The organism is Candidatus Poriferisodalis sp. (genome assembly GCF_965205175.1).
Taxonomy (GTDB): Bacteria; Actinomycetota; Acidimicrobiia; order Acidimicrobiales; family Poriferisodalaceae; genus Poriferisodalis.
In genome coordinates this window covers 2549956-2576596 of the sequence record NZ_OZ242038.1, presented here as the reverse complement: position 1 = coordinate 2576596, position 26641 = coordinate 2549956, and the positions used below count along the sequence as shown (strand labels likewise).

At 66.8% G+C, this 26641-nt stretch carries 23 protein-coding genes, 3 tRNA genes and 1 riboswitch; of the genes, 16 read left to right on the top strand and 10 right to left on the bottom strand.

Annotated features, from left to right (window positions below; all coding sequences use genetic code 11):
* Positions 1–105 precede the first annotated feature (105 nt).
* The 3 genes from recA to miaA are packed head-to-tail and all read left to right on the top strand — an operon-like array spanning position 106 to position 3705.
* A complete protein-coding gene (gene recA, locus ACOGI4_RS11060; protein ID WP_419841723.1) occupies positions 106–1212 on the top strand; it encodes a recombinase RecA in 1107 nt (368 codons plus the stop codon).
* An 11-nt stretch (positions 1213–1223) separates the two neighbouring features.
* Positions 1224–2720, top strand: coding sequence for a MiaB/RimO family radical SAM methylthiotransferase (locus ACOGI4_RS11055; protein ID WP_419841722.1), 1497 nt, complete (start codon positions 1224–1226; stop codon positions 2718–2720).
* Positions 2721–2733: 13 nt separating this feature from the next.
* A complete protein-coding gene (gene miaA / locus ACOGI4_RS11050) occupies positions 2734–3705 on the top strand; it encodes a tRNA (adenosine(37)-N6)-dimethylallyltransferase MiaA (protein WP_419841721.1) in 972 nt (323 codons plus the stop codon).
* 55 nt (positions 3706–3760) lie between these two features.
* Here miaA and ACOGI4_RS11045 read toward each other — a convergent pair whose 3' ends face one another.
* From ACOGI4_RS11045 to ACOGI4_RS11005, 9 genes are all read right to left on the bottom strand, one after another.
* Positions 3761–4927 carry an aminotransferase class I/II-fold pyridoxal phosphate-dependent enzyme gene (locus ACOGI4_RS11045; RefSeq protein ID WP_419841720.1) on the bottom strand — a complete coding sequence of 389 codons (1167 nt, stop codon included), beginning with the start codon at positions 4925–4927 and terminating at the stop codon, positions 3761–3763.
* Between the two features lie 7 nt (positions 4928–4934).
* Positions 4935–6338, bottom strand: coding sequence for a GTPase HflX (gene hflX / locus ACOGI4_RS11040; RefSeq protein WP_419841719.1), 1404 nt, complete (start codon positions 6336–6338; stop codon positions 4935–4937).
* Entirely contained in the window at positions 6338–7597 is a 1260-nt protein-coding gene (locus tag ACOGI4_RS11035) for a hypothetical protein (RefSeq protein ID WP_419841718.1), read from the bottom strand. Before ACOGI4_RS11035 ends, hflX begins: the two co-directional genes overlap by 1 nt.
* A gap of 290 nt (positions 7598–7887) precedes the next feature.
* Entirely contained in the window at positions 7888–8847 is a 960-nt protein-coding gene (locus ACOGI4_RS11030; protein WP_419841717.1) for an SDR family oxidoreductase, read from the bottom strand.
* Positions 8848–8920: 73 nt separating this feature from the next.
* Positions 8921–8994, bottom strand: a tRNA-Gly gene (locus ACOGI4_RS11025).
* Positions 8995–9050: 56 nt separating this feature from the next.
* Positions 9051–9284, bottom strand: coding sequence for a hypothetical protein (locus tag ACOGI4_RS11020; RefSeq protein ID WP_419841716.1), 234 nt, complete (start codon positions 9282–9284; stop codon positions 9051–9053).
* The gene (locus ACOGI4_RS11015) at positions 9281–9514 is read right to left on the bottom strand and encodes a hypothetical protein (RefSeq protein ID WP_419841715.1); all 234 of its coding nucleotides are present in this window, start codon (positions 9512–9514) and stop codon (positions 9281–9283) included. The genes ACOGI4_RS11020 and ACOGI4_RS11015 overlap by 4 nt, the downstream gene beginning before the upstream one ends.
* On the bottom strand, positions 9511–10749 hold the full coding sequence (gene metX / locus ACOGI4_RS11010) for a homoserine O-acetyltransferase MetX (RefSeq protein WP_419841714.1): 1239 nt from the start codon (positions 10747–10749) through the stop codon (positions 9511–9513). The genes ACOGI4_RS11015 and metX overlap by 4 nt, the downstream gene beginning before the upstream one ends.
* Before the next feature lie 110 nt (positions 10750–10859).
* Positions 10860–12029: a DEAD/DEAH box helicase gene (locus ACOGI4_RS11005; protein ID WP_419841713.1), complete on the bottom strand. Its 1170-nt coding sequence runs from the start codon at positions 12027–12029 to the stop codon at positions 10860–10862.
* Between the two features lie 183 nt (positions 12030–12212).
* Here ACOGI4_RS11005 and ACOGI4_RS11000 point away from each other — a divergent pair.
* The 3 genes from ACOGI4_RS11000 to ACOGI4_RS10990 all read left to right on the top strand — a co-directional run bounded on the left by ACOGI4_RS11000 (position 12213) and on the right by ACOGI4_RS10990 (position 14523).
* A tRNA-Cys gene (locus ACOGI4_RS11000) sits at positions 12213–12283 on the top strand.
* A 71-nt stretch (positions 12284–12354) separates the two neighbouring features.
* Positions 12355–12428: transfer RNA gene (locus ACOGI4_RS10995), tRNA-Val, on the top strand.
* A gap of 397 nt (positions 12429–12825) precedes the next feature.
* Positions 12826–14523: an Eco57I restriction-modification methylase domain-containing protein gene (locus ACOGI4_RS10990; RefSeq protein ID WP_419841712.1), complete on the top strand. Its 1698-nt coding sequence runs from the start codon at positions 12826–12828 to the stop codon at positions 14521–14523.
* 75 nt (positions 14524–14598) lie between these two features.
* Here ACOGI4_RS10990 and ACOGI4_RS10985 read toward each other — a convergent pair whose 3' ends face one another.
* A complete protein-coding gene (locus ACOGI4_RS10985; protein WP_419841711.1) occupies positions 14599–15354 on the bottom strand; it encodes a PaeR7I family type II restriction endonuclease in 756 nt (251 codons plus the stop codon).
* 252 nt (positions 15355–15606) lie between these two features.
* On the opposite strand from ACOGI4_RS10985, the gene ACOGI4_RS10980 reads away from it, so the two are divergent.
* The 10 genes from ACOGI4_RS10980 (at position 15607) to ACOGI4_RS10935 (ending at position 26635) form a co-directional block, all read left to right on the top strand.
* Positions 15607–16674 carry a 6-phosphofructokinase gene (locus ACOGI4_RS10980; RefSeq protein WP_419841710.1) on the top strand — a complete coding sequence of 356 codons (1068 nt, stop codon included), beginning with the start codon at positions 15607–15609 and terminating at the stop codon, positions 16672–16674.
* A 99-nt stretch (positions 16675–16773) separates the two neighbouring features.
* A riboswitch (TPP riboswitch) is annotated at positions 16774–16883 on the top strand.
* Positions 16871–17980: a thiamine ABC transporter substrate-binding protein gene (locus ACOGI4_RS10975; RefSeq protein WP_419841709.1), complete on the top strand. Its 1110-nt coding sequence runs from the start codon at positions 16871–16873 to the stop codon at positions 17978–17980. It overlaps the preceding riboswitch by 13 nt.
* A 37-nt stretch (positions 17981–18017) precedes the next feature.
* The gene (locus tag ACOGI4_RS10970; protein ID WP_419841708.1) at positions 18018–19787 is read left to right on the top strand and encodes an ABC transporter permease; all 1770 of its coding nucleotides are present in this window, start codon (positions 18018–18020) and stop codon (positions 19785–19787) included.
* Positions 19788–19859: 72 nt separating this feature from the next.
* Positions 19860–20639 (top strand): TIGR03084 family metal-binding protein, encoded by a 780-nt coding sequence (locus tag ACOGI4_RS10965; protein ID WP_419841707.1) that lies wholly within the window; start codon positions 19860–19862, stop codon positions 20637–20639.
* Between the two features lie 76 nt (positions 20640–20715).
* Entirely contained in the window at positions 20716–21342 is a 627-nt protein-coding gene (gene coaE, locus ACOGI4_RS10960) for a dephospho-CoA kinase (protein ID WP_419841706.1), read from the top strand.
* Entirely contained in the window at positions 21339–22193 is an 855-nt protein-coding gene (locus ACOGI4_RS10955) for a hypothetical protein (RefSeq protein WP_419841705.1), read from the top strand. Before coaE ends, ACOGI4_RS10955 begins: the two co-directional genes overlap by 4 nt.
* Positions 22194–22277: 84 nt before the next feature.
* Complete coding sequence (locus ACOGI4_RS10950; RefSeq protein ID WP_419841704.1) at positions 22278–23192, top strand: HAD family hydrolase; 915 nt, start codon at positions 22278–22280, stop codon at positions 23190–23192.
* Complete coding sequence (locus tag ACOGI4_RS10945) at positions 23185–23775, top strand: hypothetical protein (RefSeq protein ID WP_419841703.1); 591 nt, start codon at positions 23185–23187, stop codon at positions 23773–23775. The genes ACOGI4_RS10950 and ACOGI4_RS10945 overlap by 8 nt, the downstream gene beginning before the upstream one ends.
* 115 nt (positions 23776–23890) lie before the next feature.
* Positions 23891–25168, top strand: coding sequence for an acyl-CoA dehydrogenase family protein (locus ACOGI4_RS10940; RefSeq protein ID WP_419841702.1), 1278 nt, complete (start codon positions 23891–23893; stop codon positions 25166–25168).
* A 69-nt stretch (positions 25169–25237) separates the two neighbouring features.
* Positions 25238–26635 carry a hypothetical protein gene (locus ACOGI4_RS10935; RefSeq protein ID WP_419841701.1) on the top strand — a complete coding sequence of 466 codons (1398 nt, stop codon included), beginning with the start codon at positions 25238–25240 and terminating at the stop codon, positions 26633–26635.
* Positions 26636–26641: the final 6 nt, after the last annotated feature.

Below are 26641 nucleotides of genomic sequence, written 5' to 3'. Positions count from 1 at the left end.
GCTAACAGAAATTCGGCAGTGTGCTGTCACACCCCGGCCCTACGGTGCTCCAAGACGGCATCGCACGCCGGGTGCGGCCGAACGTGAGTCCACAAGGAGGACGACATGAGTCAACAGGACGCCCAACAGGATCGGGCACTGGACATGACGCTCACACAGATCCGGCGCCAGTTCGGCGAAGGATCGGTGATGAAGATGGGCGAGAAGCATCACATGGCGGTCGAGGCGATCTCGTCGGGCAGCCTCGCGATCGATCTGGCGCTCGGCATCGGGGGTTTTCCTCGTGGCCGTGTGGTCGAGGTGTACGGCCCGGAGGCATCGGGCAAGTCCACGCTCGCGATGCACTTGGTGGCCGAAGCGCAGCGAACCGGCGGCGTGTGCGCCTACATCGATGCGGAGCATGCGATGGACCCGCTGTATGCGAAGAACATCGGCGTCGATGTCGACGAGCTGCTGATCTCGCAACCTGACACTGGCGAGCAGGCACTCGAGATCACCGACATGCTCATCCGCTCCGGCGCCATCGATGTAGTGGTCGTCGACTCGGTGGCGGCGCTCACGCCGCGAGCGGAGATCGAGGGCGAGATGGGCGACACCCATGTCGGCTTGCAGGCGCGCCTCATGTCCCAGGCGCTGCGCAAGCTCACCGCCAACCTGAACAAGACCAAGACGATCTGCGTGTTCATCAATCAGCTGCGCGAGAAGATCGGCGTGATGTTCGGCAGTCCGGAGACCACGTCGGGCGGTCGGGCGCTGAAGTTCTATTCGTCCGTGCGGATCGACATTCGCCGCATCGAGGCCATCAAGGCCGACGGCGAGGTGGTGGGCGGGCGCACTCGGGTCAAAGTCGTCAAGAACAAAGTGGCACCGCCGTTCCGCCAAGCCGAGTTCGACATCATGTACGGGCAGGGCATCAGCCGCGAGGGCTCGCTGCTCGACGTGGGGGTCGATCACGGCATCGTGAAGAAGTCCGGTGCTTGGTACACCTACGAGGGCGAGCAGCTGGGCCAAGGCCGCGAGAACGCCAAGAGGTTCCTGACCGCAAATCCCGAGGTCACGGTGGAGATCGACGGCCGCATCCGCTCGGCGCTCGGCTTGGGGGTTGAGCGCGATCTCGTCGACGTCGACCTCGGTGACGACGACGTCGACGTGCTGGACCGTCTCGACCATGCTCAGGCGGCGCGGTCCGAGGGTGCCGGCATCGACACCTAGCCTTGGATGCCGTGACGGCGAACGAGCGACAGCAGGCGCGCGACGGCCGGCGGAGCTACTTCGTGCGCACCTACGGGTGCCAGATGAACGAGCACGATTCTGAGCGCATTGCCGGCCTGCTGGAAGCCGACGAGCTGGTCGCGGCGCCTACGATGGCCGATGCCGATGTCATCGTCCTGAACACCTGCTGTATCCGTGAGAACGCCGACAACAAGCTCTACGGGCAGCTCGGACACCTCAAGCGCCTCAAGGACGAACGGCCCGAGGTCCAGATTGCGGTGGCAGGCTGCTTGGCGCAGAAGGACCAAGATCTGGTGCGACGGCGCGCGCCCCATGTGGATGTGGTCTTCGGCACCCACAACGTGGCCCGCGCCGCTGAGCTGCTGAGCGACGCACGAGCCGGCGGACCCGTCACCGAGATCCTCCCCGAGTCCGGCGAGTTCCCCTCCGCGCTGCCGGTTCGGCGCGATGCTCAGCATGCCGCGTGGGTGACGATCCAGATCGGCTGCGACAACACATGTGCATTTTGCATCGTGCCTTCGGTGCGCGGCAGCGAGGTCTCGCGTCCCTTCGTCGAACTCGTCGACGAAGTGCGCGGCTTGGCGGACGACGGCGTCAGCGAGGTGACCTTGCTGGGTCAGAACGTCAACAGCTACGGACGCGACATCACCGTGTCGCTGCGCAGCGCTCCCGAACCGCAGCGCTCAGGCGACCGAGACGACGCTCACTGGCGCGCCGGCGGTTCATGGGCCGCCGGGCGGCGCACAGCTCGTCCCCTGTTCGGCGACCTGCTGCGAGCCGTCGGCGGCGTCGCAGGCATCGAACGGGTGCGGTTCACCAGCCCGCACCCCAAGGATCTGCGAGCCGATGTCATCTCGGCCATGGCGGCCACCCGCGAGGCGTGCGAACATCTGCACCTGCCGCTGCAGTCCGGAAGCGATGCGGTGCTGAGCGCCATGCACCGCGGGTACACCGCTCACAAGTATCTCGACCGGCTCCGGTCGGCCCGGGCCGCGGTAGCGGATCTGGCAGTCAGCACCGACGTCATCGTGGGGTTCCCCGGCGAGACCGAGCAGGACTTCGCTGCGACGCTCGAAGTCGTCGCCGAGGCCCGCTTCGACAGTGCCTTCACTTTCGTTTTCTCGCCGCGACCAGGTACCGAGGCCGCCGAGCTGACCGAGTGCTTCGTTCCGCCACCGGTCGCCGCTGAACGCATGAAGCGGCTGCGAGCAGTGGTGGAGCGCTCGGCGCGGCTGGGGAACGAGTCCCGCATCGGACGCATCGAGGAGGTGCTGGTGGAAGGCCGGTCCAAGCGAGACCCGGACATGCTGTCGGGCAGGACCCGCCAGAACCGGCTCGTGCACTTCACCGCGCCGGCACCGCTTCGAGCAGGCACCTACGCGCTGGTGCGCGTGCGCCGAGCCGCCGCATTTCACCTCGGCGGCGACTTGGTCGAGGTCACGAGGCCCGCACGCCACCGCACCCGCATCCCAGTCGCCCCACGCTGATCGGCGGGCTGTCGTGGGCGGCGACAGCGCAGATGCGCCGCTGGTGATCGTCGGCCCTACGGCGTCCGGCAAGTCGAGCCTCGCGCTGGAGTTCGCGCGGCGCGCCCGCGACGGCGCGTGTGCATCCTCGTCGACAGAGCTGGTGTCGGTGGACTCCATGGCGGTCTACCGAGGGATGGACGTCGGCACCGCCAAGCCGACCGCGGCCGAACGATCCGAGGTGCGGCACCATCTCATCGACTTCGTCGATCCGGCGGAGCGTTTCACCGTCGTCGACTACGCCGAGGCGTTCGCATCGGCGATGGCCGACATCGCCGAGCGTCGGGCCATCCCACTGCTGGTCGGCGGCACCGGTCTGTACCTGCGAGCGGTGGTCGACGGCTTGACGCCGCCGCCGGAGTTCCCGGACATCGCCGCCGAGCTGGACAGCGAGGCGCGCGCGCATCCAGAGGGCATCGCGGCGTTGCACCGTCGGCTTGCGCAGCTGGATCCGCTCGCAGCGTCGCGTATGGAACCGACCAACGCGCGACGCGTGGTGCGGGCACTGTCGGTCTGCCTCGGCGCCGGCCGGGCGTTCTCGTCGTACGGGCCGGGTCTGCGCACCTATCCTGACGTGCCGTTCCGCATGTTGGGCATCGACGTCGATCTGCAGACGCTTGACCAGCGCATCGCAGACCGCTGCCGCCGACAACTGGAGAACGGCTTCCTCGACGAGGTGCGGCAGCTGACCGCACGGCCGCTGTCGCGCACTGCCGCGCAGGCGCTCGGCTACAAGGAACTGCGGGCTCATCTCGACGGGAGTTGCACGTTGGAGGAAGCGACGGATGTCATCGTCCGGCGCACCAGACGTTTCGCCCGACGCCAGCGGCGCTGGTTTGCACGCGACCCGCGTATCACCTGGATCGCGCACGGGCACCCGGCGGCCATGGCAGATCGTGTGCAACAGCTGTGCTGCTCGAAGCCGGCAACCTCAGGTTCAACGTGAAGTCGAAGTCTTGGCGGCGAGAGCATCGCCGGCCGAAGGCGCTGCAGCCGGCGGCTCAGCGCAGACGTGATTCGACCATGTCCAGGGCGTTCTCGGTCAGCACCGCAGCCACCCGCACCCAGCCGGCTGCGGACGGGCCGTAGAACTCGCCGGGCGCCACCAGTATTCCTGCCTCGACCAGCAGGGTGTGTGTGAATGCCCACGCGTCGCCTCCCGGTGCCGCCGCCCACAGGTAGAAGCCGCCGCGTGGGAGCGGAGGCACTGGACCGCAGCATCCCACGATGCTCGCCAGGCGATCCAGCCGCGACCTGTAGCGCTCTCGCTGCACGGCCGCGTGAACGTCGTCGCACAGCGCGGCGACGGCAGCTGCTTGGGCCGGGCCAGGCACCATGAAGCCGGCGTGCTTGCGCAGCTCTCGCAGATAGGAGACGAGCTCAGGATCGCCTGCGTAGAAGCCGACCCTCACGCCGGCCAAGTTGGATCGCTTGGACAGCGAGTGGACCGCGACGACACCCTTGGTGTCGGCTCGTCGAGTGCCGCCGCGGCCGGCAGCGGCGTCTGTGGACATGGACGCCGCTGCCAGAATCGTGCGCGGCGGTCCGTCCCAGGTGAACTCGGCATAGCACTCGTCGCTGAAGACCGGAATGCCCCGTTCACGTCCCCAGTCGGCCGCTGCAGCCAGGTCGTCAAGACCGCCCGCGGGATTTCCCGGCGTGTTGACCCACAGCATCAGCGCTCGCTCGGCATCGGCCTCGGCAATGGCGTCGAGCCGGATCGACCACTGATCGTCCGCCGGCACTGGGACCGCCCGACAGCCTGCGAGGGCAGCTCCCATGGCATAGCTGGGGTAGCTGACCTCAGGGAACAGCACGGTGTCGCGATCGGGGGTGCGCAATCGCAGCCAATGGGGCAGCCCGGCCACGAATTCCTTCGAACCGATCGTCGCAGCGATCTCCGTCGCAGCGTCGATCTGCACGCCGAATCGTCGGTCGTACCAGTGCGCCGCGGCTTCACGGAGCTCGGGGGTGCCGATCGACGGCGGATACCCGCGTTCGGAATCCGATCCGCCCAGTGCTGCCAGCACGGCGGGCGTCGGCGGGTCCACCGGTGTGCCGATCGAAAGGTCTACCAGTCCGCCCACATGGCGATCGGCCAGCGGCTTCAGCTCGTCGAGCCGGTCGTGGGGATAGGGCGGCGGCACGAATCCGGCAGGTGCGCTCACTGCCGCATCATTGCCTGCTGCTATGGGCCGCTTCGGCCGCAGTGCTGCGGTTGTCGGCTGCGGTCTCAAATTCGGCGAACAAGCTGCGGGCGACCTCGTCGAGCCGCGCATGCACCACGGTTCCTCGGTCGTCGTGGGACTCCGAGAGCACTTCGCCTTCGCGATGCACGGCTGCGAGCGCGTCGCCGCGCGCATAGGGGATGCGCAGCTCGGTCACCTCGGTGCGTCGTCGGAGGCGGTCGCCGACGGCGAGCAGGAGCTCCACGACGCCGTCGCCGGTGTCCGAGGAAATCGCGTGGGCGCCTTCGTAGGCGCCGAGCAGTCGATGCACGAGGCGTTCATCGGCTGCGTCGCACTTGTTGAATGCGATGAGTTCCTCGACGCCGCCGGCGCCGATCTCACGCAGCACCGAGCGCACGACGTCGATGTGCATCTCGGGCTCTGCCGCCGAAGCGTCGACGAGGTGTACGAGCAGATCGGCCTCGGCCACTTCTTCCAGCGTTGACATGAACGCTTCCACCAGCGAGGTCGGCAGCTTCTTGATGAATCCGACCGTGTCGGTGACCAGCACCGTCTCGCCCCCGGGAAGTTGCAGGCGTCGGGTGGTGGCGTCGAGCGTGGCGAACAAGCGGTCCTCGATGAGCACGTTGGCCCCGGTCAGGCGACGCAGCAGCGTTGACTTGCCGGCATTGGTGTAGCCGACGATTGCCACCGTGCGGTAGCGGGAGCGACGCCGCGACTTGCGCTGATTCAGCCGAGTGCGCCGCAGTCCGCGCAGATCCCGTTCGAGCCGTGTCAGCCGTCGCTGTATTCGGCGGCGGTCCACCTCCAGCTTGGTTTCGCCGGGTCCGCGCGTTCCGATGCCGCCGGCTTGCTGGGACAGCTGTCGCCCGCGGCCCCGCAGTCGGGGGAGCCGGTAGCGCAGCTGAGCCAGTTCCACTTGAGCCTTGCCTTCGAGTGTGGTGGCGTTCTGCGCAAAGATGTCGAGGATGACCGCCGTGCGGTCCAGTGCCGTGCGCTTCAGCAGTCGTTCCAGGTTGTACTGCTGCGCCGGCGTGAGTTCGTCGTCGAAGACCACGGTGTCGGCGTCGTGGGCCATCGAGACATCCAGAATTTCACTGGCTTTGCCGCGGCCGATGAAGGTGGCCGGGTCCGGTGCGTCCCGCCGCTGGACAATCCGGTCCACCGGATTCGCCCCCGCGGTGTCGACCAAGCGTTCCAGCTCGTCGAGATTGGCATCGACCTCGTCAGCAGTGCGATCTGCCGACAGCATGCCCACCAGCACAATCTGCTCGGTGAAGGCGCGATCGATGAGTCCGGACTCCGCCCCGCCGAACTCCCCGAATGCCCCCCGATGGCTCCGCGCGCCCGAGCCGCGCTGCCCGGCTGCGTGCTGTTCGCTGCTCCCCATCAGCGCCGCGCAGCCGCAGCGTCGATGAACTCCGCTGTGGAGCACGCCTCGGACAGCCGAAGCGGAATGTCGGTCTCGATCCGCTCCGCAACGAGCAGCAGTTCGGGCGAGCGCTCGTTGTCGTGCGACACGCATGCAGTGCGCACGCGGTACTCGAAAGGCAGCTCTTCGCACCGGGGAAACGGTGCCGTTTGCATCACGATGGCGTCCATGCTTGGGGCGACGTCAACTCGCTCGTGCCCGTGGTCTGGGCGCCGAGCTGCGCGCCGGTCTTGTGCGCTGCGCACGAATCCCCACCGATGGGCGAGCGTCGCCGCCACCACGGCACCGCTGCCGCAAGCGACCGTGTGTCCTGCGCCTCGTTCCCAAACGGACATCGTCAGCGCGTCGGCCCGCCAGTCTGGGTCCTGCGATGGTGTGGGTGAGTCCTGGCCCTGACCCGAGCGCGAAGACGGCCAGATGAACTCCACATTGATGCCGTCGGGAAAGTACCCCTCGTAGGCACAGCCGAGTTCGGCGACACGATCGCCGAGCGCGTCTGCGTCGATGGTCGGTGCCGTGTCGGCGCTGCGCGCGGAGTAGCTGTCTGGCTCTGCTGAGCCCAGCGCCGCAGCGCTGATGTTCGACTCGCCTCCAAGACGAGCAATCGGAGGCCGCGCCAGCGCGATCACCAAGTGCGGATTGCCCACACTGCCGGTTCCTACGTGCGCCAGATCGGTACCGAAGTCGTCATGGATCCGCCGCATCAGACCTGCGGGAATCTCCGGGCCCGCACACACTCGGTTCATGGACATGCGAACGGCACGTGCGTGATCGCTGCTGGGTCTGGTCTTGGAACTGATGTTGGCCGGACCGACTTCGCATCGCTGCACACCGGCATCGGTTTTGCAGTCAACGGCGCCTTCGCGCACCACGCCGGCGTCAGCGGCGGCAGCCACGAGGCACGCCGCGCCATTGCCGCTGGTCTCAGCGAACGACCCGTCAGCATTGAGCAGATGCATGCGAACGCAGCCCGCAGGCACACTGCCGTCGGCGTGGTGAACCCCGACGATGAAGCCGTCAGCGCCCTTCGAATGCACATAGCCAGCGCGGTTGCCGACCCCATCAGCCCGATCGCACACCGCCCGCGCTACATCGCTGCGCGTCAGACCAAGGCCGCCAAGCGCCGCATCGAACTCGCGCAGCTGCGGTTCAGTCATCAACGCGATGGCGAAGTCATTGCCGTGAGCCTCGTAACGGCCAAGCAAGCGTGAATCCACGGCACCATTGTCACACCTGCACATCGAATTCGGCGAGCACATGGCGCGCCGAGACCGCGCCAGGCCGAAGAACCGAACCAAACAGGGATGGGCGGGGGCACATGTACCCACGCGCAGTTCGCAGCGCCCAGATCCCATCCAACGTTCAGCAAATGGCGCTGCGCATGTTTGAGCATGGGTGCATGTGCCCCCGCCCATCCCGGGACGGCCGCGCGCTGAACCTCGACAGTTCGCCGCGCCGCCGCGCGCTCCGCCCATCCCGGGTGGCGCGCCGCGCACGGCAGAGCGTGCTACGAGGTCGGCTCGCGCCTGCCGAATCCCTTGAACGTGTCGCCGATAGAGGTAGCCACCGAAGCCAGCTTCGAACGCCCGTCGTTGAGTCGCGGTGCAATCTGCGCCAAGCCCTCGACCGTCCAGCGCCCGTCGGCTGCGATGATGTCGGAGTCGGCCAGCGACCAGCCTTGGTACAGGCCCACCTCGTTGCCGCCCACATGGAACACGCCCCCGGTGAAGGGGCAGTCTTCCGTCGCGAGGTACGCCACCAGCGGGCTGACGTTCGCCGGGTCGTACAGGTCGAACTCGCCAGGGTCGTCGGGTGCGCGCACCACTTCCTCGAGCCCAGGCGTCTGCAGCGTCAGACGAGTGCGCGCGATCGGCGCGAGGCAGTTCACCCGCACGCCGTAGCGAGCCAGCTCGCCCGCAGCCACCAGCGTCATGGCGGCAATGCCTGCCTTGGCGCCGGAGTAGTTGAACTGTCCGAGGTTGCCGAGCATGGCGCCTGAGGCAGTGTTGACGACCGAGCCGCTGACCTCCTTGCCGGCCTTGGACTGCTCGCGCCAGTAGGCGGCGGCCCAGCGAGTGGGGCAGAAGTGGCCCTTCATGTGTACATCGACGACGGCGTCCCACTCCGGCTCGGTCATGTTGACCACGACCCGGTCGCGCAGGATGCCGGCGTTGTTCACCAGCACGTGCAGATCGCCGAAGGCCTCGACCGCCTGGTTCACCATCCGCTGGGCGCCTTCCCAGTCGGTGACGCTGTCGCCGTTGGCGACGGCTTCACCGCCCATCGCCTCGATCTCCGCGACGACCTCGCCCGCGGGTCCTTGATCCGCGCCGGTGCCGTCGGCAGAGCCGCCGAGGTCATTGACGACGATCTTGGCGCCCTCCGCCGCCATGAGCAGCGCGTGTTCGCGACCGATGCCGCGACCGGCGCCGGTGATCAGCACGACGCGTCCATCAAGTGTACCCATAGTCGTCCTCCTGTCGTGGTCTGCCCGTGGTGTCGACGCGGCAACGCGTGCTGGATCGCATGACCTGCGAGGGAGCGGATGACCGGGGTCGAACCGGCGACCTCAACCTTGGCAAGGTTGCGCTCTAACCAACTGAGCTACATCCGCGCGGGCGGTTCACTGTAGCAAGCGGCCCCCGGCACGCGCGGTTGGCGACCGGGCTGTCAGGCCGTGGAGTCTTCGGAGGGCCGCAAGTCGATGCGCAGGTGCAGCATCCCGTCGACGAAGGTGGCCTCGGCATCGGCGATCATCGCGTAGTCCATGAAGTCCAGCTCGGCTTGGCGAATGAAGTGTCGCCGCTCCTCGCCGCCGACGGCGGGCAAATTCCGCTTGCGGACTGCCCGAGCGCGTTCCGCGAAGCGCTCGATCATCGCTTGGGGATCAAACGCGTCGCTCATGGATCTCCTTCATTCTGCACACTCGGCGAAGGCTCTGTGGGGCTCGTCGGGAGCTGTGCTCGGTGCGATGCCGTCCGTCGCAGGTACAGCACGAAACCGGTGCCGAATGCCACGGTGGACATGCCCAGCAGCATCACCGCCAGCCACCACATGGCGAGTCCCGATCCGACAGCCTCCGACGGCACGGCGGTGTGCGCATCGGCCAGCAGCCCTGCTGCTGCGTAGCTCAACGGGAGACCGCCAAGGTCCGCGGGCTGTTCTTGTAGACGTCGTCGATGAACTCGCCCATCGGCGGTCCTGTCTGGTCGGGTTCGGTCAGGAACCCGTCGTGGCCGTTGTCGCTGTCGATGTCGACATGCTCTACCCGCATCGCGGGCCGGCGAGACAGCGCCTCCACGATGCGCATCTGCTGGGGTCGGGGGTACAAGAAATCCGTGCGGACGCTCATCACCAGCGTCGGTGCCACGATCCGGGCCAATGCCGCATCGGTGCCTCCCCGACCGCGGCCCACGTCGTGCAGGTCCATCAGCTTGTTCAGCACGAGGTAGGTGTTGGCATCGAAGCGCGGCACGAACTTCGCGCCTTGGTAGTCGAGGTAGCTCTCGACGTCGAATCGGTGGTCGAGCCGCAACGGGAGCAGCGGATTCTCGCTGTGGCGGGCGAAGCGACGGTCGAACTCGTCGCCAGAGCGGTAGTGGATCATGGCGATCCGCCGGGCGTTCGCCAAGCCGCGATGCGGCCCCTCGCCGTCGGCCGCGTCGTAGTAGCGGCCGCCCCTGAAGTTGGGGTCGTCCAGGATCGACTGGCGCCCCGCCTTGCTCCAGGCGATCTGCTGAGCGGAGGCTTCTGCTGCCGACGCGATGACGACCAGCGCGCCGAGTCGACTGGGGTACGTGATGCCCCACTCCAAGGCGGTCATGCCGCCCATCGAGCCGCCGACCACTGCGAGCCAGCGGTCGATGCCGAGGCAGCGGCCCAGTGCTCGCTGCGACCGAACGATGTCGCGATTGGTGACGACAGGAAAGTCCGGTCCGTAGCGGCGCCCGCTGGCCGGGTTCACCGAGGACGGACCGGTGCTGCCCTGGCAGCCGCCGAGCACGTTGGCGCACACCACGTAGTAGCGGTCGGTGTCGAGCGGGCGGCCGGGGCCGATGAAGTCGTTCCACCAGCCGTCGGTGGGCTGCGAGGGCGGGTGGGCGTGGCCGTGTGCGTGCGCGTCCCCGGTCAGCGCATGGCAGACCAGCACGGCATTGGCGGCGTCGGCGTCGAGCGCCCCCCATGTCTCATAGGCGAGCACTGGGTCGGTCAGCGTTCCGCCGCCCTCCAGCGTGAACGGCCGATCGGGGGAGAGTTCGAAGAACATCCGCTCGGCTGCGCCGAGCCCTGGGTGCCATGCACCGGAGGCGGGCAGGGGCCACTTCGACGCCTCGTCGCTTGGGGCGCTCGCGCGCCTGGCAGTATCCACAGCTGAGCCTCCACAGCTGAGCCGTCGTCGGTCAGTGCCCTCGCGCCGCGGCCGGATTGCCGTCGGATCGCCAAGGGTACCGGCCGCCTCTGGGCGGTCCGAAGCGGCTGTCAGGGGCTGTGGTTGTCGCTGCTCGCAGCAAAAGCCGCGACATCGTCGAGGCGCTCGTCGTTGGAGAAGACGTCGTGCAGCCGCAGCCGCAGTCCGAGACGTCGCTGCAGCTGGCGCACGTCGAGTTCTTCATCCCACAAGAACAGGGTCACCGCAGTGCCGCTTCGACCTGCTCGCGCCGTGCGGCCGGACCGGTGCAGGTAGGTCTTGTGCTCGGGCGGCGGGTTGAAGTGGACCACCACGTCGACCTCGTCGATGTGCAAGCCGCGGGCGGCGACATCGGTGGCGACCAATGCCGTCAGCTTGCCTCGGGCGAACGACGCCAGCGCTCGTTCTCGCTTGACCTGGGGCAGGTCGCCGTGAATGGCGCCGGCACGCACGTCGGCGTCCCGCAGCTCTCGTGTGAGCTGGTCGGCGCCGCGTTTGGTGCGGGTGAACAGCAGCGTGCGGCCGTTCGCCTCGATGATGCGGGCGGCAACCCGCACGCGGTCCATCTTGTGTACGGACAAGAACAGGTGACCCATCTCAGAGACAGTCACTTCGCGTTCGGTCACCTCGTGGAAGATCGGGTCTCGCAGGTACCGCTTCACGAGCGTGTCCACGACACCGTCCAGCGTCGCTGAGAACAGCAGCGTCTGGTGCTGCCCGTTGATGCGGCGCAGCACCCACTCCACTTGGGGCAAGAACCCCATGTCGGCCATGCGGTCGGCCTCGTCCACGACCACTCGCTCGATGCCGGACACATCGATGGCACGCCGGTCGATGAGGTCGATGAGCCGACCCGGCGTGGCGATGACGACGTCCATGCCCCCGGACAGCAGCTCGACTTGTCGATCCAGGTTCGTTCCGCCGTATGCGGCGATCGACCGCAGGTCGGCTGACTTGGCCAAGGGCTCGACCACCGTTGCGATCTGGTTCGCCAGCTCCCGGGTCGGCGTGAGCATGAGCGTGGTCGGGTGGCCGTCGGCGGAGCGGGGCGTCAGTGCGAGCATGGGCAAGCTGAACGCCAGCGTCTTGCCGGACCCCGTCTTGGCCTTGCCGCAGATGTTGCGGCCGGCGAGCGCGTCGCCGATGGTCAGTTCCTGAATGGCGAACGGCTCGGTGATGCCTTGATCAGCCAGAGCGTCGCACAAGGGCGCAGGCACGCCCAAGTCGCTGAATGTGGTCACGGGGGTCTCTTCGAAGGTCGTGGCCCGCAGGGATACGCCTTCGCACCCACGAGTGCGGGAGCGGCGACGCTGGGCAGTGGAGCCACGCGGCGAACTGCCTTGGAGAGCAAGTGTACGGGCGACGAGGTGCGCCGCGGTGGATGGCGTCGGCTGCGTCGTCGCCCACTACCCTGCGCAGACGCCGGCGGAGTGGCCGAGTGGTTAGGCAGCGGCCTGCAAAGCCGTGTACGCCGGTTCGAATCCGGTCTCCGCCTCGCCCGCCGGCATCCGCTCCGGCACCGACCATGCCGGTGCTAGCGTGCCTTGGCCCGGTAAGCGATTGGCGGGGCGATTGGCGCAGTTGGTTAGCGCGCTTGCATGACACGCAAGAGGTCACAGGTTCGACTCCTGTATCGCCCACGCGAGGTGGGGGGCGCGTGATTCGCTTGCGCCGCCTCATCGAGCGCTGACAGGCCGTGCCGCCGCGTCGGGCCAGGGAGCGCCTTGATCTCATCGTGGCATCTTCTTGCGGAGCCGTTCTGCCTCCCATCGTCGATGCCCGCGCAAGAAGGCTCGAACCGGCTGTCGGCGCAGAGTGTCATGCGGCCAACGCGATCTTGCGAAACGCATGGACTCAGGTGAAGTCAAGCGGATCGCAGAACTGACCCAAGGAACCGGAAGCAGTGCTTGGCGGCGGCCGCCCGCGCTTCGCACCGTGCGGTCCGCGCCGCGCTCAACTGATTGAGGCCGATAATTCTCGTTGCCGCAGCTAGCGGGTGCCGTATCGTTCTGTCGACGCGAAGGACGCTATGATGAAATGTCGCAGCTCATGCTATTGAAGGATCCCAAGACTGTGCTGAGGACGGCCTTCACGTCAAGTGGGGCTCGGGGCGAGGTGTTCACGCGCCGCTGGGTCGTGGATCTTGTCCTCGACCTTGCTGGCTACCGGGCCGAAACCGACTTGGGGCGTTCAGTGATCGTCGAACCTGCCTGTGGCAGGGGGGCATTCTTGGTGCCGATCGTTGAGCGACTGGCGGAGTCTTGCGCACGTTACGGCCGGTCCCTGGATGGCATGGGTACAGCCATTATGGCATTCGATCTGATGGAACACAATGTCCAGGCGTCGCGCGAATCAGTGGAGGAATGCCTCAAGAGATTGGGCATACGCGCCGATGTAGCCAAGCGCCTAAGTTCTCAGTGGATAACACGTCGGGATTTCTTGCTCGAGGGCTGGAATGCTGACGGTCGCATGAAGACGGATTATGTCGTCGGCAACCCTCCTTATCTGAGACTCGAGGATGTCCCTGCGGACATCGGCGAAGCATATCGTGCTCAGTGCAGTACGATGCGAGGCAGAGCTGACATCTACATTGGATTCTTCGAAAGAGGTCTATCTCTGCTTGCCGCCGAAGGCAGGCTTGCATTCATTTGTGCGGACCGCTGGATGCACAATCAGTATGGCAGACGGTTACGGGCCTTGGTGGCAGCTCAGTATTCTATGGATGCAGTCGTTGTGATGCACCGCGTCGATGCGTTTGAAGAACTGGTCTCAGCCTATCCGGCGATCACGGTACTACGCAACGGAAGTCAGGGAACGGCCCATATCGTGGAGGCTGATGATGGATTCGACGAACTTGACGGACGCACAGTAGCTGACGGTTTGGTCAGAGGTCTTCACCCCGCTTCGGTTCACGGCCACTTCAAGGCTACGAGACTCAATGGCTGGTTCAGTGGTAGCGGTCAATGGCCATCTGGGTCGACGAGAACGCTTGAGTTGGTTTCATACCTCGAATCTAATTTTGCACCGTTGGAGGACCAACATACAGGCACACGCGTCGGTATCGGAGTGGCCACCGGTTGCGACGACGTGTTTGTTGTCAATGAGGCGACAGGAGTGGAACTGTGCCGCTTGTTGCCATTGCTGACAGCGCGCGATATTGTTACAGGTACACCACGCTGGGGTGGACGATTTCTTGTGAATCCGTGGGAGTCTGGCCGCCTAGTGGACCTCGAGAAATACCCCGGGCTAGCGGCTTATCTTCAGCGTCATGACGCGAGAATTAGGGCGCGGTACGTGGCCCGCAAGCGCCCGGCTACTTGGTATCGTACCATTGACCGTGTAGATCCGGACTTGCAAGGGCAACCGAAACTTCTCTTGCCTGATCTCAAGCCTGCTTCTCATCCGGTGCTGGACGCGGGCGGATTCTATCCACATCACAACTTGTACTACATCGTATCAGACACGTGGGATCTAGAAGTGTTGGGAGGGTTGCTGCTGTCCGACTTCACGAACCTCCTCATCGGCGCATATTGCGTCAAGATGCGGGGCGGAACATACCGATTTCAAGCTCAGTACATTAGGAAGGTCCGAGTGCCCCTAGGCACCGGAATCGATTCAGGTTCTGCAGAAGCCCTCGCAAGTGCCTTTAGAAGACGAGACCGCGTTGCTGCCACTGACGCCGCTGCCCCTCTGTATAGAATCAGCATCAGCGACCTGTCCGCAACGGTGACATGAGGCGCGTATCGCAGGCGTTCGGCTGACTACAGCTACGTTGGTGTTGATGAGGTGACTGACTGCGATATGGCACGCTCAAGTTTTGCCGTAATCTGTTGACAAATCAAGGTCCGAATTAGTTGCGATAAACTGGAGGCACCTGCCGTGGATTGCGGCTGCGAATGCCTGAAAGCTCAAAGATATTGACGGGAACCGTGTCGCGGCAGATTGCCGATCCGCGAGTACTACGCATGCAGCGTCTAGCAGTCGCTCTCGAACCATCCGCTCAAAGAAGATCACATATCTGTCCGCATAGCTCGCAGCTTCGAAGACCGGATCTGTTTCCCAAACGGCGGAGCGGCAACTTACCGCTGTGGTGAAGGATACGTTGTCTTCTAGGAACATAAAATAGCCGAGCCAGGGACGAAATGGTCTGATGATGTCTCGCTCCACAGCCTTCCAGACGTCAATTGCTTGGCCTAAGGCTTCGTCAGTGCGGTTATTGTAGTTCCGGCCTGGACTAGTTCCCGCCATTGACTTCAGTTCGATAATTCCGACTACTCGATCTGCCACCATGACTACAATGTCCCAGCTCTTGTCGCGACGGAAATAGCCAGCGATCGGTCGCTTCTTGACATCGATGAGTCTGGCCGGTATGCCGGCATCTACGAACACGTTTACTATCAGTTCCTGAAGCGCATCGAGGTGGCGGCCACCGGTTACCTCGGCCCGAATGCCGGGGTCATGCACTCCGCGATGCTCGGATGCGTCGCGCTGCGAACGTCGCACGCTCCAGAATTTCATGACTGCTGTACGAACTGCATCGGTGTAGTCGGGAAGCTGCTGTTGCATAGAATTGCCCTTCAACTGGCATCGTCGTTGCAGAATCTTACGTGGTGCAGCGGAGCATCATACTATGCCAGCAATAGGGCGTCTACTGGCGCGCCTGGGCCTCTGCGGCTGGCAATCGACTCAGAACCCGCGTGGCTGTCAGTATGCAGTGCCGGCCGAGCGACTGGGCGCAAACGGCCTGATAAACCTAAAGCTGGCATATCGGTGTGAAGGATGTACTTGCGCAGGCGAACTGGGGAGTAGCGTGAGTCCGTGCGGATTGGGGTGCTCACTGGCGGCGGCGACTGCGCCGGGTTGAACGCTGCGCTGCGAGCCGTGGTGCGGATGGCAGGGCACCTGCTCGATCGCAGTGTCGTCGGCTATCGCAGAGGCTGGAACGGAGTGCTCGACGGCGACGCCGTCACGCTGGATGCCGAGGCGATGCGTGGTGTGCTGTCGCGCGGCGGCACCATGCTCGGCACGTCTCGCAGCAGCCGCCGGCTGCAGACCGAGGGCACGGCGCCGCTGCTCGCCCAGCTCGAGCGAGACGGCGTCGAGGGCTTGGTGACGATCGGCGGCGACGGCACCCTGATCACCGCACGGCGACTGTCCGATGCCGGATTCCCGGTCGTTGCGGTACCCAAGACCATCGACAACGACGTGTGCGGAACCGACAGCTGCATCGGTTTCGACACCGCGCTCGGCGTTGCCACCGAAGCCGTCGACCGGCTGCACACCACGGCTGAGTCGCACAATCGGATCATGGTGCTCGAAGTGATGGGCCGCGAAGCCGGGCACATCGCGGCCGGCGCAGGCATCGCCGGGGGCGCCGCGGCCGTCCTGGTCCCCGAAACGCCGTTCGACATCGACGAGATCGCCGAGCGCCTCATCGCGCGCCACCATCGTGACCGCAATGCGTCGATTGTCGTGGTCGCGGAAGGCGCCGTTCCCGATGGCAGCGTCGAGGCGCCCGACACGGGAACCGACGAGTGGGGCAATCGCATCCTGGACGGGATGGGGCAGTTCGTCGGCGACCTGCTGGCCGAACGAACCGGGTTCGAGACGCGTACGACGGTGCTGGGATACATCCAGCGGGGCGGCCCTCCGTCGCCGGCTGATCGGCTGTTGGGCAGTCGTCTCGGCGCTCGGGCTGTGGAGGCGCTCGCCGGCGGCCGCTCGGGACGTCTAGTGGGCGTCTGCTCCACCGGCATCGCATACTCGCCATTAGCAGAAGTGGCCGGCCGGACTCGCTACCTGAGTGCAGACCAGCTCGAACTGCTGGACTACATCTCGACGGCGCCTGCACTCACGCGTCGCAGCGATGGACGGCGCTGGTTCTGAGTCGGAGCTGGCGCTCGCCGCGGCGCAGCGCGTCGCGGCGCAGCGCGCCTGCGGCATGGGGCATCGCGTGTCCGCAGCGTCGCGATAGGGTTATCGTCGCAACACAGACCGGGGAGCCCGTCGGGGCTGAGAGGGCCGCAGCAGCGCTGTGGCCGACCCGAGAACCTGACCTGGGTAATGCCAGCGGAGGAAGCACATGACTGCATGCTCAATGCGCAAGCCGCACGTCTTTGGTGCCATTGTCACGGCGGCGATGCTGGTCGCTGCAGCGTGCGGCGGCGACGGTCCCGAGACCGCCATGCCTGCGGCGGCCCCGCAGACCGAATCGCCGACAACCGTTCCGCCGTCGATCGAGGGCACGACGGTGACGCTGATCACCCATGACTCGTTCGGCCTGTCCGACGAGACGCTCATGGAGTTCACCGCAAAGACCGGAGTGACAGTGGAACGGCTTGCCGTGGGCGACACGGGCACACTCGTCTCCGAGGCGATCCTCACGCGGGAGAATCCGCTGGGCGACGTCCTGTTCGGCATCGACAACACGTTCCTCCAACGCGGCCTCGACGCCGGCATCTTCGAACGGTACGAATCGCCAGCTCTCGCCAATCTGGACGAAGCTCTCAACTTGCACCTCGACGCGCGGCATCGGGTCACGCCGGTCGACTATGGCGATGTGTGCGTGAACTACTGGAAGGACGCCGTGCCGCGGGTGCCCGACACGCTGGACCAGTTGACGCGCGCCGAGTTCGCAGACCAGCTGGTCGTGCCGCATCCCGAAACCTCCTCGACCGGCTTGGCCTTCCTGCTCGGCACCATCGCTGCGTTCCAAGAAAGCTGGGAGATCTACTGGGAAGGCCTGCGCGACAACGGCGTCATGGTCACGTCCGGCTGGGAAGAGGCCTACAACCAAGAATTCATCGCCGGAGGCGGCGACCGGCCCTTCGTGGCGTCCTATGCGTCGAGTCCGCCGGCCGAGGTGATCTACGCCGATCCGTCCGTCGACACTGCGCCCACTGGCGTCCTCACCGATTCGTGCTTCCGCCAGATCGAGTACGCCGGAATCCTGACGGGCACCGACAACCCGGCCGGCGCGAAGGCGCTCATCGACTTCATGCTGAGCGAGACGTGGCAGAACGACATGCCGCTCAACATGTTCGTGTACCCGGTGATCAAGAATGCGACGCTGCCGCCCGAGTTCGTCGCGCACACAGCCGTGGTGGAAGAACCGCTGAGCCTCGATCCGTCCCAGATCGCAGCGTTCCGCGACGAGTGGACCGAGCGGTGGGCGGACATCGTGCTGCGCTGAGCGCAGCGTCCCCCAATCTGACGAGCCGCCGAGCGCGGTGACCTCGGCAGGGCTGCCTCGACGCCGCCGCGCCGTCGCAGCGTTCGGCTGGACCGCAGCCGCGGTGCCGCCGATCGCCTTCATGGCAGTGTTCTTCGCCTACCCGGTGCTGACCGTCGTGGCCGACGGGTTCGCCGGTCTCGGTGAGGTGCTGGGGCGCCCGGCGATCCGCGGGGTGCTGTGGTTCACCGTGTGGCAAGCCGTCGTGTCGACTGTGCTCACACTGGCCGTCGGCGTGCCTGCCGCTGCAGCGTGGGCGCGCCTGCGACCGAGGTCACGGCGGATCGTGCGAGCCGTCGTCACCGTTCCTTTTGTGCTGCCGACGGTGGTGGTGGCCGGCGCCTTCGAGGCAGTCTTCGAACGGTTCGGCCTTCGTGGCGGCGCGCTGTCGCTGCGACACTCCGTGTGGGCAATCTTGGCGGCGCATGTCTTCTTCAATTACGCCGTCGTCGTGCGGACGGTCGGCTCTTGGTGGACCGGCTTGGACGGCCGCAACGTCGACGCCGCGGCGGTGCTGGGCGCAACGCCGCTTCGCGCGTTCCGATACGTGACCTGGCCGCTGCTGCGTCCTGCCGTCGCGGTGGCCGCGACGGTGACGTTCCTGTTCTCGTTCACCTCGTTCGGCGTGATCCTGGTACTCGGCGGCCCCGCACGCGCCACAGTGGAGACCGAGATCTACCGCTACGCCATCACTCGGCTCGATTTTGCGACGGCCTCGGCGCTGGCCCTGTGCCAGCTGGCAGCGGTAGCGGCGTTGGTCGCCTTGGCGGGAGTGGTGGAGCGCCGGCGGGCCTCGGTTCGTCGCGCGCCCCGAAGCGCAGCGCCGCAGCGACACCGCGGCGTGATCGCTGTCAACGCCGCATTGGGCTTGATCCTGCTGGGCGCGCCGCTGATGTCGCTGGTGGAGCGGGCGTTCGCGACCGGCGACGGTTACGGCGTCGCCAACTTCACGGCGCTTGCACGCCGCGTGCAGCTGTTGCCGGCCACAGCGCTCGAGGCCTTGGGCCACTCGCTGGGATTCGCTGCGATTGCGGCACTGATTGCTGCAGTCGTGGGCGCGCTGGCTTCGTCCGTCATTGTCGGAGGCCGGACCGTGGGAAACCGACGCCTTCGTGCAACAGCACCCATCGAAGCATGCGCCGGCGAAACCGACGAGGCGGAATCCCAGGCCGGCTGCTACCGCAGCCGACGACCCCGGCGGGCACTCGGCAGGCCAAGCAGACGGCTTCGCCGCCGCGGCGGGCTGCGCATCGTGTTGGACATCGGGTCGACCTTGCCGCTAGGTGTGTCGGCGGTGACCGTGGGACTCGGCATGCTGCTGGCTCTCGACGTGCCTCCGCTGGACTTCCGCACAGCGTGGTGGATCATTCCCGTTGCGCACGCCTTGGTGGGCATGCCGTTCGTCGTTCGGACGCTGGTGCCGACGCTGCGCTCCATCGACCACCGTCTGCGGGAGGCAGCCTCGGTGCTCGGCGCCACTCCGTTGCGTGCCCGCCGCGAGGTCGACGTGCCGATCGCGTCACGAGCGCTGGCCGTCGGTGCTGCATTCGCCTTCGCCGTGTCGCTCGGCGAGTTCGGCGCAACCGCATTCCTGCCCCGGCGACCCGACACGTTGACTGCGCCGCTGGCGCTGTACCGCTTGCTCGGCACGCCGGGAGCAGCGTTGCGGGGCCAGGCCATGGCGCTTGCGGTCGTGCTCATGGTGGTCACCGCGGCATCCGTGCTGGTCATCGAGGGGATGCGCCGCACCGACGAGTCGCTGTTCTAACCCACCTGAGCCTCGACCAGCAGAGTCGAGTCCACCAAGGCGATCGCGGTCGCGCAACTAAGGTCGGTGCCCATGGATGGCATCTGTGACGACCTCGAGGCCGAGACCGACGCTCTTGGCGACGTGATCGAAGACCTCAGCGAGGCGCAGTGGCGCCTGCCGACGCCTGCTGCGGGCTGGGACAGCCGAGACACGATGATCCATTTGGGCATGACGGACTGGGTGGCGACGGCGGCGGTCGCCGATCCTGAGCGCTTCGAGGACATCAAGGCATCGGCGGCACGCGGCGAGACGGAGCTGCACAGCGCTGCGGGCATCGACTTCGCCCCCATGTCCGGTGCGCAGATCTGGGAGTGGCTGCGCGCCGAGCGAGCCAAGATGCTCGAGGCGGTGCGTCCGCTCGGCAACAAGGACCGCATCGGCTGGTTCGGGCCGTCGATGGGTGCCCGCTCATTCGTCACCGCTCGCCTGATGGAGACCTGGTCGCACGGCCATGACGTCGCCGACACACACGGCCGAGTGCTGCCGCGCACGCAGCGACTGCGTCACGTCGCGCACATCGGCGTCAGCACTCGCGGCTGGAGCTATGCGAATCGCGGCCGTGAGGTGCCCAGCGACCCGGTGCGGGTGGAGCTGGCCGCCCCCAACGGCGATCTGTGGACGTGGGGCCCGCTGGAGGCCGTGAACGTGGTTCGTGGTGACGCGTACGACTTCTGCTTGGCAGTGACCCAGCGTCGCCATCACACCGAGACGACGCTGTCGCTCACCGGACCGCTCGCGACCGAGTGGATGGACATCGCACAAGCGTTCGCCGGGCCGGCCACGGACGCAGCAAGCCGTCGCGCCGCGTGAGTGCTGTTGGGCGCAAGCGTTCGGTGCCGTCGCACGCCGCAGTCGACGCAGCGCGGTTGTGCATCTTGGGGACAGGGTGCTGATTGTCGGCCTGACCGGGGGCATCGGGGCCGGCAAGAGTACCGTGGCGCAACTGCTGGCCGCCCACGGCGCGGCCGTCGTGGACGTGGACGCGCTCGGACGCGAGGTCATTGCTCCGAACGGCCCCGCGGTGCTGCCCGTCGTCGAGCGCTTCGGCGAGCATCTGCGCGGCACCGACGGCGGCATCAATCGTGCGGCGCTCGCGTCGATCGTGTTCAACGACCCCGACGAGCTGGCTTCGCTCAACGCGATCAGCCATCCGGCAATCAACGCGCTGCTCGAGGAACGGATCGAGTCGATTCGTTCCTGCCGACCGGCTGAAGTCGTGGTGCTGGACTTGGCCGTGCTCGTCGAGAGCTCGCTGGGCCGCGACACCCGCTTCCCTTACGAAGTGGTGGTCACCGTCGAATCGCCACCGGACCTGCGACTCGAGCGTCTCATCGAGCGCGGCATGACCGCCGAAGACGCGCGAGCACGACTCGCCTCGCAGGCAACCGACGAGCAGCGGCGCGCCGTCTCGAACTACGTCATCCACAACGCGGGCGGGGCGGACGATTTGGCCGAGGCAGTGGCCCAGCTGTGGCAGGCGCTGAGGCAGCTCGCGCGGGAGCGAGCGAGGTGAGCTCGACAGCACCGCCCGCGAGCTATCCGCCGCAGGACCACATCCTGCGGCACCTCCGTCTCAGCCACCAGATGTCCGACGACGGCACGCTGACGGCGACCATGCCCATTCTCGACGACCTCGCGGACGAACCCTTGGCGCAGGGTGGCTGGCTGAGACTCGGCGCTGTGGCCACGCTGGTGGACTCTGCAGCCGGGCATCATGCCGTTGCGCAAGTGTCTCCCGACTGGTGTGCCACGCTGCACCTCTCGACCGTGCTGAGCGCCCGGGCGCAGGGGACCGCAGTGACCGCCCGGTGCGCGCCGCTGCGGGTCGGTCGCAACCAAGTCGTCACCGAGACATCGGTGATCGACGAGACGGGAACCGAGATAGCGCGCTCCGTGTGTACCTACGCGCGCCTTCCCCGACGCCTCGACACGCCGCACGCGAACTCCATGACCCGCGAGCACACGGTCGACTACCGAGAGGAACGCGAGCTGCACCCCCGGCCGCAGCTCGACGACTACGTGCGGCTCACCCCGGTGCCGCAGGGGGCACGCATAGAGCTGCCGATGCACCACCGCATCCGAAACTCGTTCGGCTCACTGCAAGGCGGAGCGTCGATCGTGGTCGCCGACGCCATGAGCACCCACCTGGCGCGGCTGTGCGGCGGGGATGCGCGGCGCTCGCGCTGCGTCTTCGCCGACATGCACTACTTGACGCCGGCGCGTGGCGGCCCGTTCCGAGTCGACGGCGAGGTGATCGCCCGCACGGAGCATGCAGTGTCCAGCCGCACGCGCATCTACGAGATTGCTCCTGAATCCGATCGGCTGCTGCAGGTCGCGACCGCGACAGCGGCCTATCTCGACTGATCCGACTGATCTGGTCCGACTGAGATGGCGTTGCAGAGGCCTTCGCAGCGCCGGATGTCGCATCCTGCCTCTACCGTGCAGGACATGTACCGGCTGCCTCACCGCACGCTCGCATCGCCTCCGTCGGGCTTGCCGCGCCTCGTTGCGTTCGACATCGACGGCACGCTGCTCACACCGCAGGGCTGCTTGCGCGAGCGCACCGCGACGGCGCTCGCCTCGCTCTCTGAAGCGGGTGTCATCACGGCGCTGGCCACAGGCCGGCCGTGGCCGCAGACCGAGACGGTCGCTCGCCAAGTGCCGACGTTGTCCTACGCCGTCTGCCTGAACGGTGCCACCGTGATGGACGCGACTGCCAACGAACGTATCGCTGATCGATCCATGACCCACGTCGAAGCCGTCGAGGCTGCCGAGATCGTGCGCAAGCATCTGCCCAAAGCGAGCCTCGGGCTGGACATGGCCGATGGCAGGCACCTGTGGGAACCGCAGTTTGCGCCGGGGATGCCGGCCGATCTGCTGGCCGAGCTCAGCGTCGTGCGCGTCGCCGATGCGATTGCAGAGGTCGACGGGGCCGTGCTGACCTGGCTCGTGCACTCGTCGGACTTGGACACGCTCGCCATGGTGGAACTGCTCGCGCCGCGCATGCCGCTCGGAACCGAAATCCGTCCGTCCGGGCTGGACATGGCAGAAATTGCGGCAGCCGGGGTCAACAAGTCCGCGGGGCTGGAGATCGTCTGCGAGCGCTACGGCATCTCCGCCTCGCAGGTGACGGTCTTCGGCGACGGCCTCAACGACATCGAGATGCTCAGTTGGGCCGGGTACGGCGTCGCCATGGCGAACGCGTCCGCCGCGGTGCGCAGCGTGGCAGACCACATCGCGCCGGCCAATGAGGACGACGGCGTGGCGGCGGTCGTCGAGGCCATGCTCGCCGGCAGCCAATGGCCCTCGTCGGCCGAAGCCGCCGAGGTTGCGGTGCCAACCAACGGGGCGCACCTTGGCTGACAGCGGCGCCAGTGCGCCGATGCCGCCCAGTTCGGGCCAAGACGGTTCCGGTTCCAGCGCGGACGCGGTGCCGGGCGAACCAGCTGCCGAGGACTCTCCGGCTGCGGACCAGTCGGCCGAAGAGCCGTCGGAGCGCCTGTCGGTGTGGGAGCGGATGCGGCGCGCCATGGCGGATCACAATGCGAAGGCGCCCCGAGGTCCCATGGGCATCCCGCAGGCAGCCGAGGCCGAGCCGACTGCTGCTGAGGCGGGCGCTGACGACGAGTCCAGCGCCGAGCTGGTGCTCGAACGCATCCACCATTATCGGGACACCATCCGCAGCTACCACGTCCTCATCGAAGGTCAGCGAGTCGGTCAGATCAGAGACGACAAGTCCGAGCGCTTCGTGCTGCGGCCCGGCAGCTACACGATGCGACTGCAGCTGATGTGGCTCTTCAGTCCCAAGGTCGTCGTCGAACTCCCAGCAGGCTCGTGTACGCGCATGATCTGCGGCCCGAACGGCGGGATCGCGCAGTCGTGGCGTATGTTCCTCGCCCCGACAACGGCGATATTCCTGCGCTACCTGCAGGAGTCGCCACACTAGAACTTGGCTTGTCGGGCGCCTTGTCTCGCCGGCACCTGGTCTTGTGGGTGCCGGGGCTCGAGCGGCTGGTCGTGCAGGGGAATCTCTGTTTGGTCGGGCAGTAGCGTTCGCAGCCATGAGCGAGCTGCGAGCATCGACCAGCACCGTTCCGGTTGACGAACTCAGAGCAGAGCTCGACGCATGGCTCGCCGACCACTGGGATCCGGACCTCCGTGTGCGCGACTGGTGGCAGGCGCTGGCTGAGGCCGGCTTGTCGAATCCGACGCTGGTCGAACCGTTCGGCCGCGGCTGGGGCCGCAGCGAGACTCGCGTGCTGGTCGAAGCGATGCGTGCCGCCGGCGCCATCGGCGCGCCGGCGGGGCTGGGCATGCTGCTGGCAGCGCCGACCATTCTCGAGCACGGCACACCCGAACAGGTCGCGCGGTTCGTGCCGGCCATCCTGAACGGCACCGAGTCGTGGTGTCAGCTCTTCTCTGAGCCGGGTGCGGGCAGCGACTTGGCCGGCTTGCAGACCAAGGCCGTTCGCGACGGCGAGGAGTGGATCATCACCGGGCAGAAGGTGTGGACGTCCGAGGGTGCACACGCCGATCTGGGGATGCTCGTTGCGCGCACCGACCCTGATGCCCCCAAGCACCGAGGTCTCAGCTGGTTCGCGTTCGAGATGGATCAAGACGGCGTGGAGGTCCGGCCGCTGCGCGAAATGACCGGCCGGTCGCTGTTCAACGAGGTGTTCATCGACGGTGCACGGGTGCCCGAAGCGCATGTCATCGGCGAGCTGAACGATGGTTGGAGGGTGACCAACACCACGCTGACCGTTGAGCGGGCGGGCATCGGCGGCAGCCACGGACTCGCGTTCGCCGCTGCGCATCCCGGTTCTGTGGCCGGTCATCTCGACCGGGCTGCGGGCGACTTCCGCGGCAGGCGTCTCCCGCTCGCAGCCGGGGGAGTGGGGCCCGGCATGCTCAACCAGCTCAGCGAGCAGGCCCGCATCCGAGGCCGCGACAGCGACCCGGTCGTGCGCCAAGCGCTTGCTGCGCTGCACACCGATCTGGAGGTGATGAGGCTGTCGGCAACTCGCAGCCGACAACGAGGCCAGCGCACCGGCGGCGAAGGCAGCCTCGCAAAGCTGCGCATGACTGCGGCGCTGCGTCGCGCTCGATCGCTGGCCGGCACCATCTTGGGTCCGGACATGACCTTGTGGGGGCCGGCGGCGGCAACCGGCGGCATCTTGCAGGAGATGGCGGTGTTCTCGCCCGCGCCGTCGATCTACGGCGGAACCGATGAGATACAGCGGAACATCCTGGGCGAGCGGGTGTTGGGTCTGCCCAGAGAGCCCGGCCCAGACCCGGCGACGTCGTTTCGGGAGCTGCCTCACAACGCCACCTCGTGGTAGCGATTCGCAGCCCAGGACAGGGCTCGACCGACCTGCGACAGACCTGCCGGCGGGACAGAATGTGAAGCGGTGACCGATCCCGATTCGCCGCGGGGCCCGGAGCTGCAGCAAGACTTGGTGATCCTGCCCGACAGCGGTGCCGACATCGCCAGCGTGCAGGAGACGGTAATCGAGCGGCGGCCGTCGTCGATGCCGCGCTTGGCGGTCTATGCCATGCTCGCAGCGGCTCTGGCCGTGGCTGCGCTGGTCGTGGCCTGGGTGCGCAGCGACGACCCGCCCGTTGCCTCATCGGCGGCGACAACGACCACCACGACCTCAGAGCCGTCGGCGACGACAGCGACGACCATGCCACGGCCACCGCGTACAACGTTGCCCCAGCCCATCGCGCTTGACGGATCGGTCGGCGACCTGCCGCCCGCGCGGCCTGCAGCCGAGCTCATCGGAACGCTCGCCGAACATCCCTCCGGTGATGCGGCCGGCGCGCTGTATCAGCTCGATCTGTTGACGGGAGCGGTTCGCTACGTGCCGCTGCCGGGGCTGCCGCATTCGCTGATGGATCTGGACGGCACCATCGTGGCGGGCATCGGGCGTCAGGTGCTGCGTGTCGATACCCGCAGCGGGGATGTCGTCGTCATCGCCGACGACGTGAGCGAGGTACTGCCCGCGTACAACCCGCCGGGGATTGTCGCAGTCGTGCGAGGCGCCGAGTACCTCCTGGCTCGGGTCGTCGGCCCCGACGGCGTGTTCCGCTCGGCTGTGCAGATGCCCAACGAAGCGGTGGTGCATGGCGCGCTGGGCGATCACGTCGTGGTGTCGATGGCCGGCAGCGTCATGGCGCTGGACGGGCGCAACGATGCGCTGCAGCTGGGTGCCGGTCGGGTGTTGGCCGTCGGCGACAATCACGTGGTGCGGCTGCAATGCGAGGAATACGGCTGCCAGATCACGGACACCTCGTTCAGCGCAACGGTCAGCCTCGATCGTCGTGGCGACTGGTGCAGCGAGGTGTGCGCGGAGGCCTCGGGGAGCTTCGGCGCGGCTGGCGGCCAAGCGGGCCAAGCCGAACGAGCCCAGGACTGCGCGACGATCTGCGCGAGCTATCCGATTGCCACCGGAGCGATCTCGGAACGACGGGTCGAGCTGCCCGCCACGCTGCTCGGCGCCACAGCGGACCGGTGGAGCGAACAGGGCCAGATGTCGCCCGACGGCAATCGCATCGCATTGCGGCTCATGCACGGGGGCGGCGCCTCTTTTGGGATCGTGGTCATCGACCTGTCGCAAGACTGGAGCCGCCACTCACCGGAGATCGGCGTTGGCCTCGGACACTTGGCCTGGGGGCCGAACAGCCGGTTCCTGCTCTACACGTTCGATGACGACGTCATGGTCTGGGACGTCGAAGCGGCGCAAGGGGAGCGCCCGTCGGGCCGGGCGCACCTCAGCGAGCCGCTGGGTCGGATCGTCCTGCGCTGAACACAG

Excerpts from the sequence above, each read along its gene's own strand:
- recA (WP_419841723.1), top strand. The coding sequence starts at position 106 with ATGAGTCAACAGGACGCCCAACAGGATCGGGCACTGGACATGACGCTC.
- hflX (WP_419841719.1), bottom strand. The coding sequence starts at position 6,338 with ATGGGGAGCAGCGAACAGCACGCAGCCGGGCAGCGCGGCTCGGGCGCG.
- ACOGI4_RS11030 (WP_419841717.1), bottom strand. The coding sequence starts at position 8,847 with ATGGGTACACTTGATGGACGCGTCGTGCTGATCACCGGCGCCGGTCGC.
- ACOGI4_RS11020 (WP_419841716.1), bottom strand. The coding sequence starts at position 9,284 with ATGAGCGACGCGTTTGATCCCCAAGCGATGATCGAGCGCTTCGCGGAA.
- ACOGI4_RS10990 (WP_419841712.1), top strand. The coding sequence starts at position 12,826 with ATGTCGCAGCTCATGCTATTGAAGGATCCCAAGACTGTGCTGAGGACG.
- ACOGI4_RS10985 (WP_419841711.1), bottom strand. The coding sequence starts at position 15,354 with ATGCAACAGCAGCTTCCCGACTACACCGATGCAGTTCGTACAGCAGTC.
- ACOGI4_RS10975 (WP_419841709.1), top strand. The coding sequence starts at position 16,871 with ATGACTGCATGCTCAATGCGCAAGCCGCACGTCTTTGGTGCCATTGTC.
- ACOGI4_RS10965 (WP_419841707.1), top strand. The coding sequence starts at position 19,860 with ATGGATGGCATCTGTGACGACCTCGAGGCCGAGACCGACGCTCTTGGC.
- ACOGI4_RS10950 (WP_419841704.1), top strand. The coding sequence starts at position 22,278 with ATGTACCGGCTGCCTCACCGCACGCTCGCATCGCCTCCGTCGGGCTTG.
- ACOGI4_RS10940 (WP_419841702.1), top strand. The coding sequence starts at position 23,891 with ATGAGCGAGCTGCGAGCATCGACCAGCACCGTTCCGGTTGACGAACTC.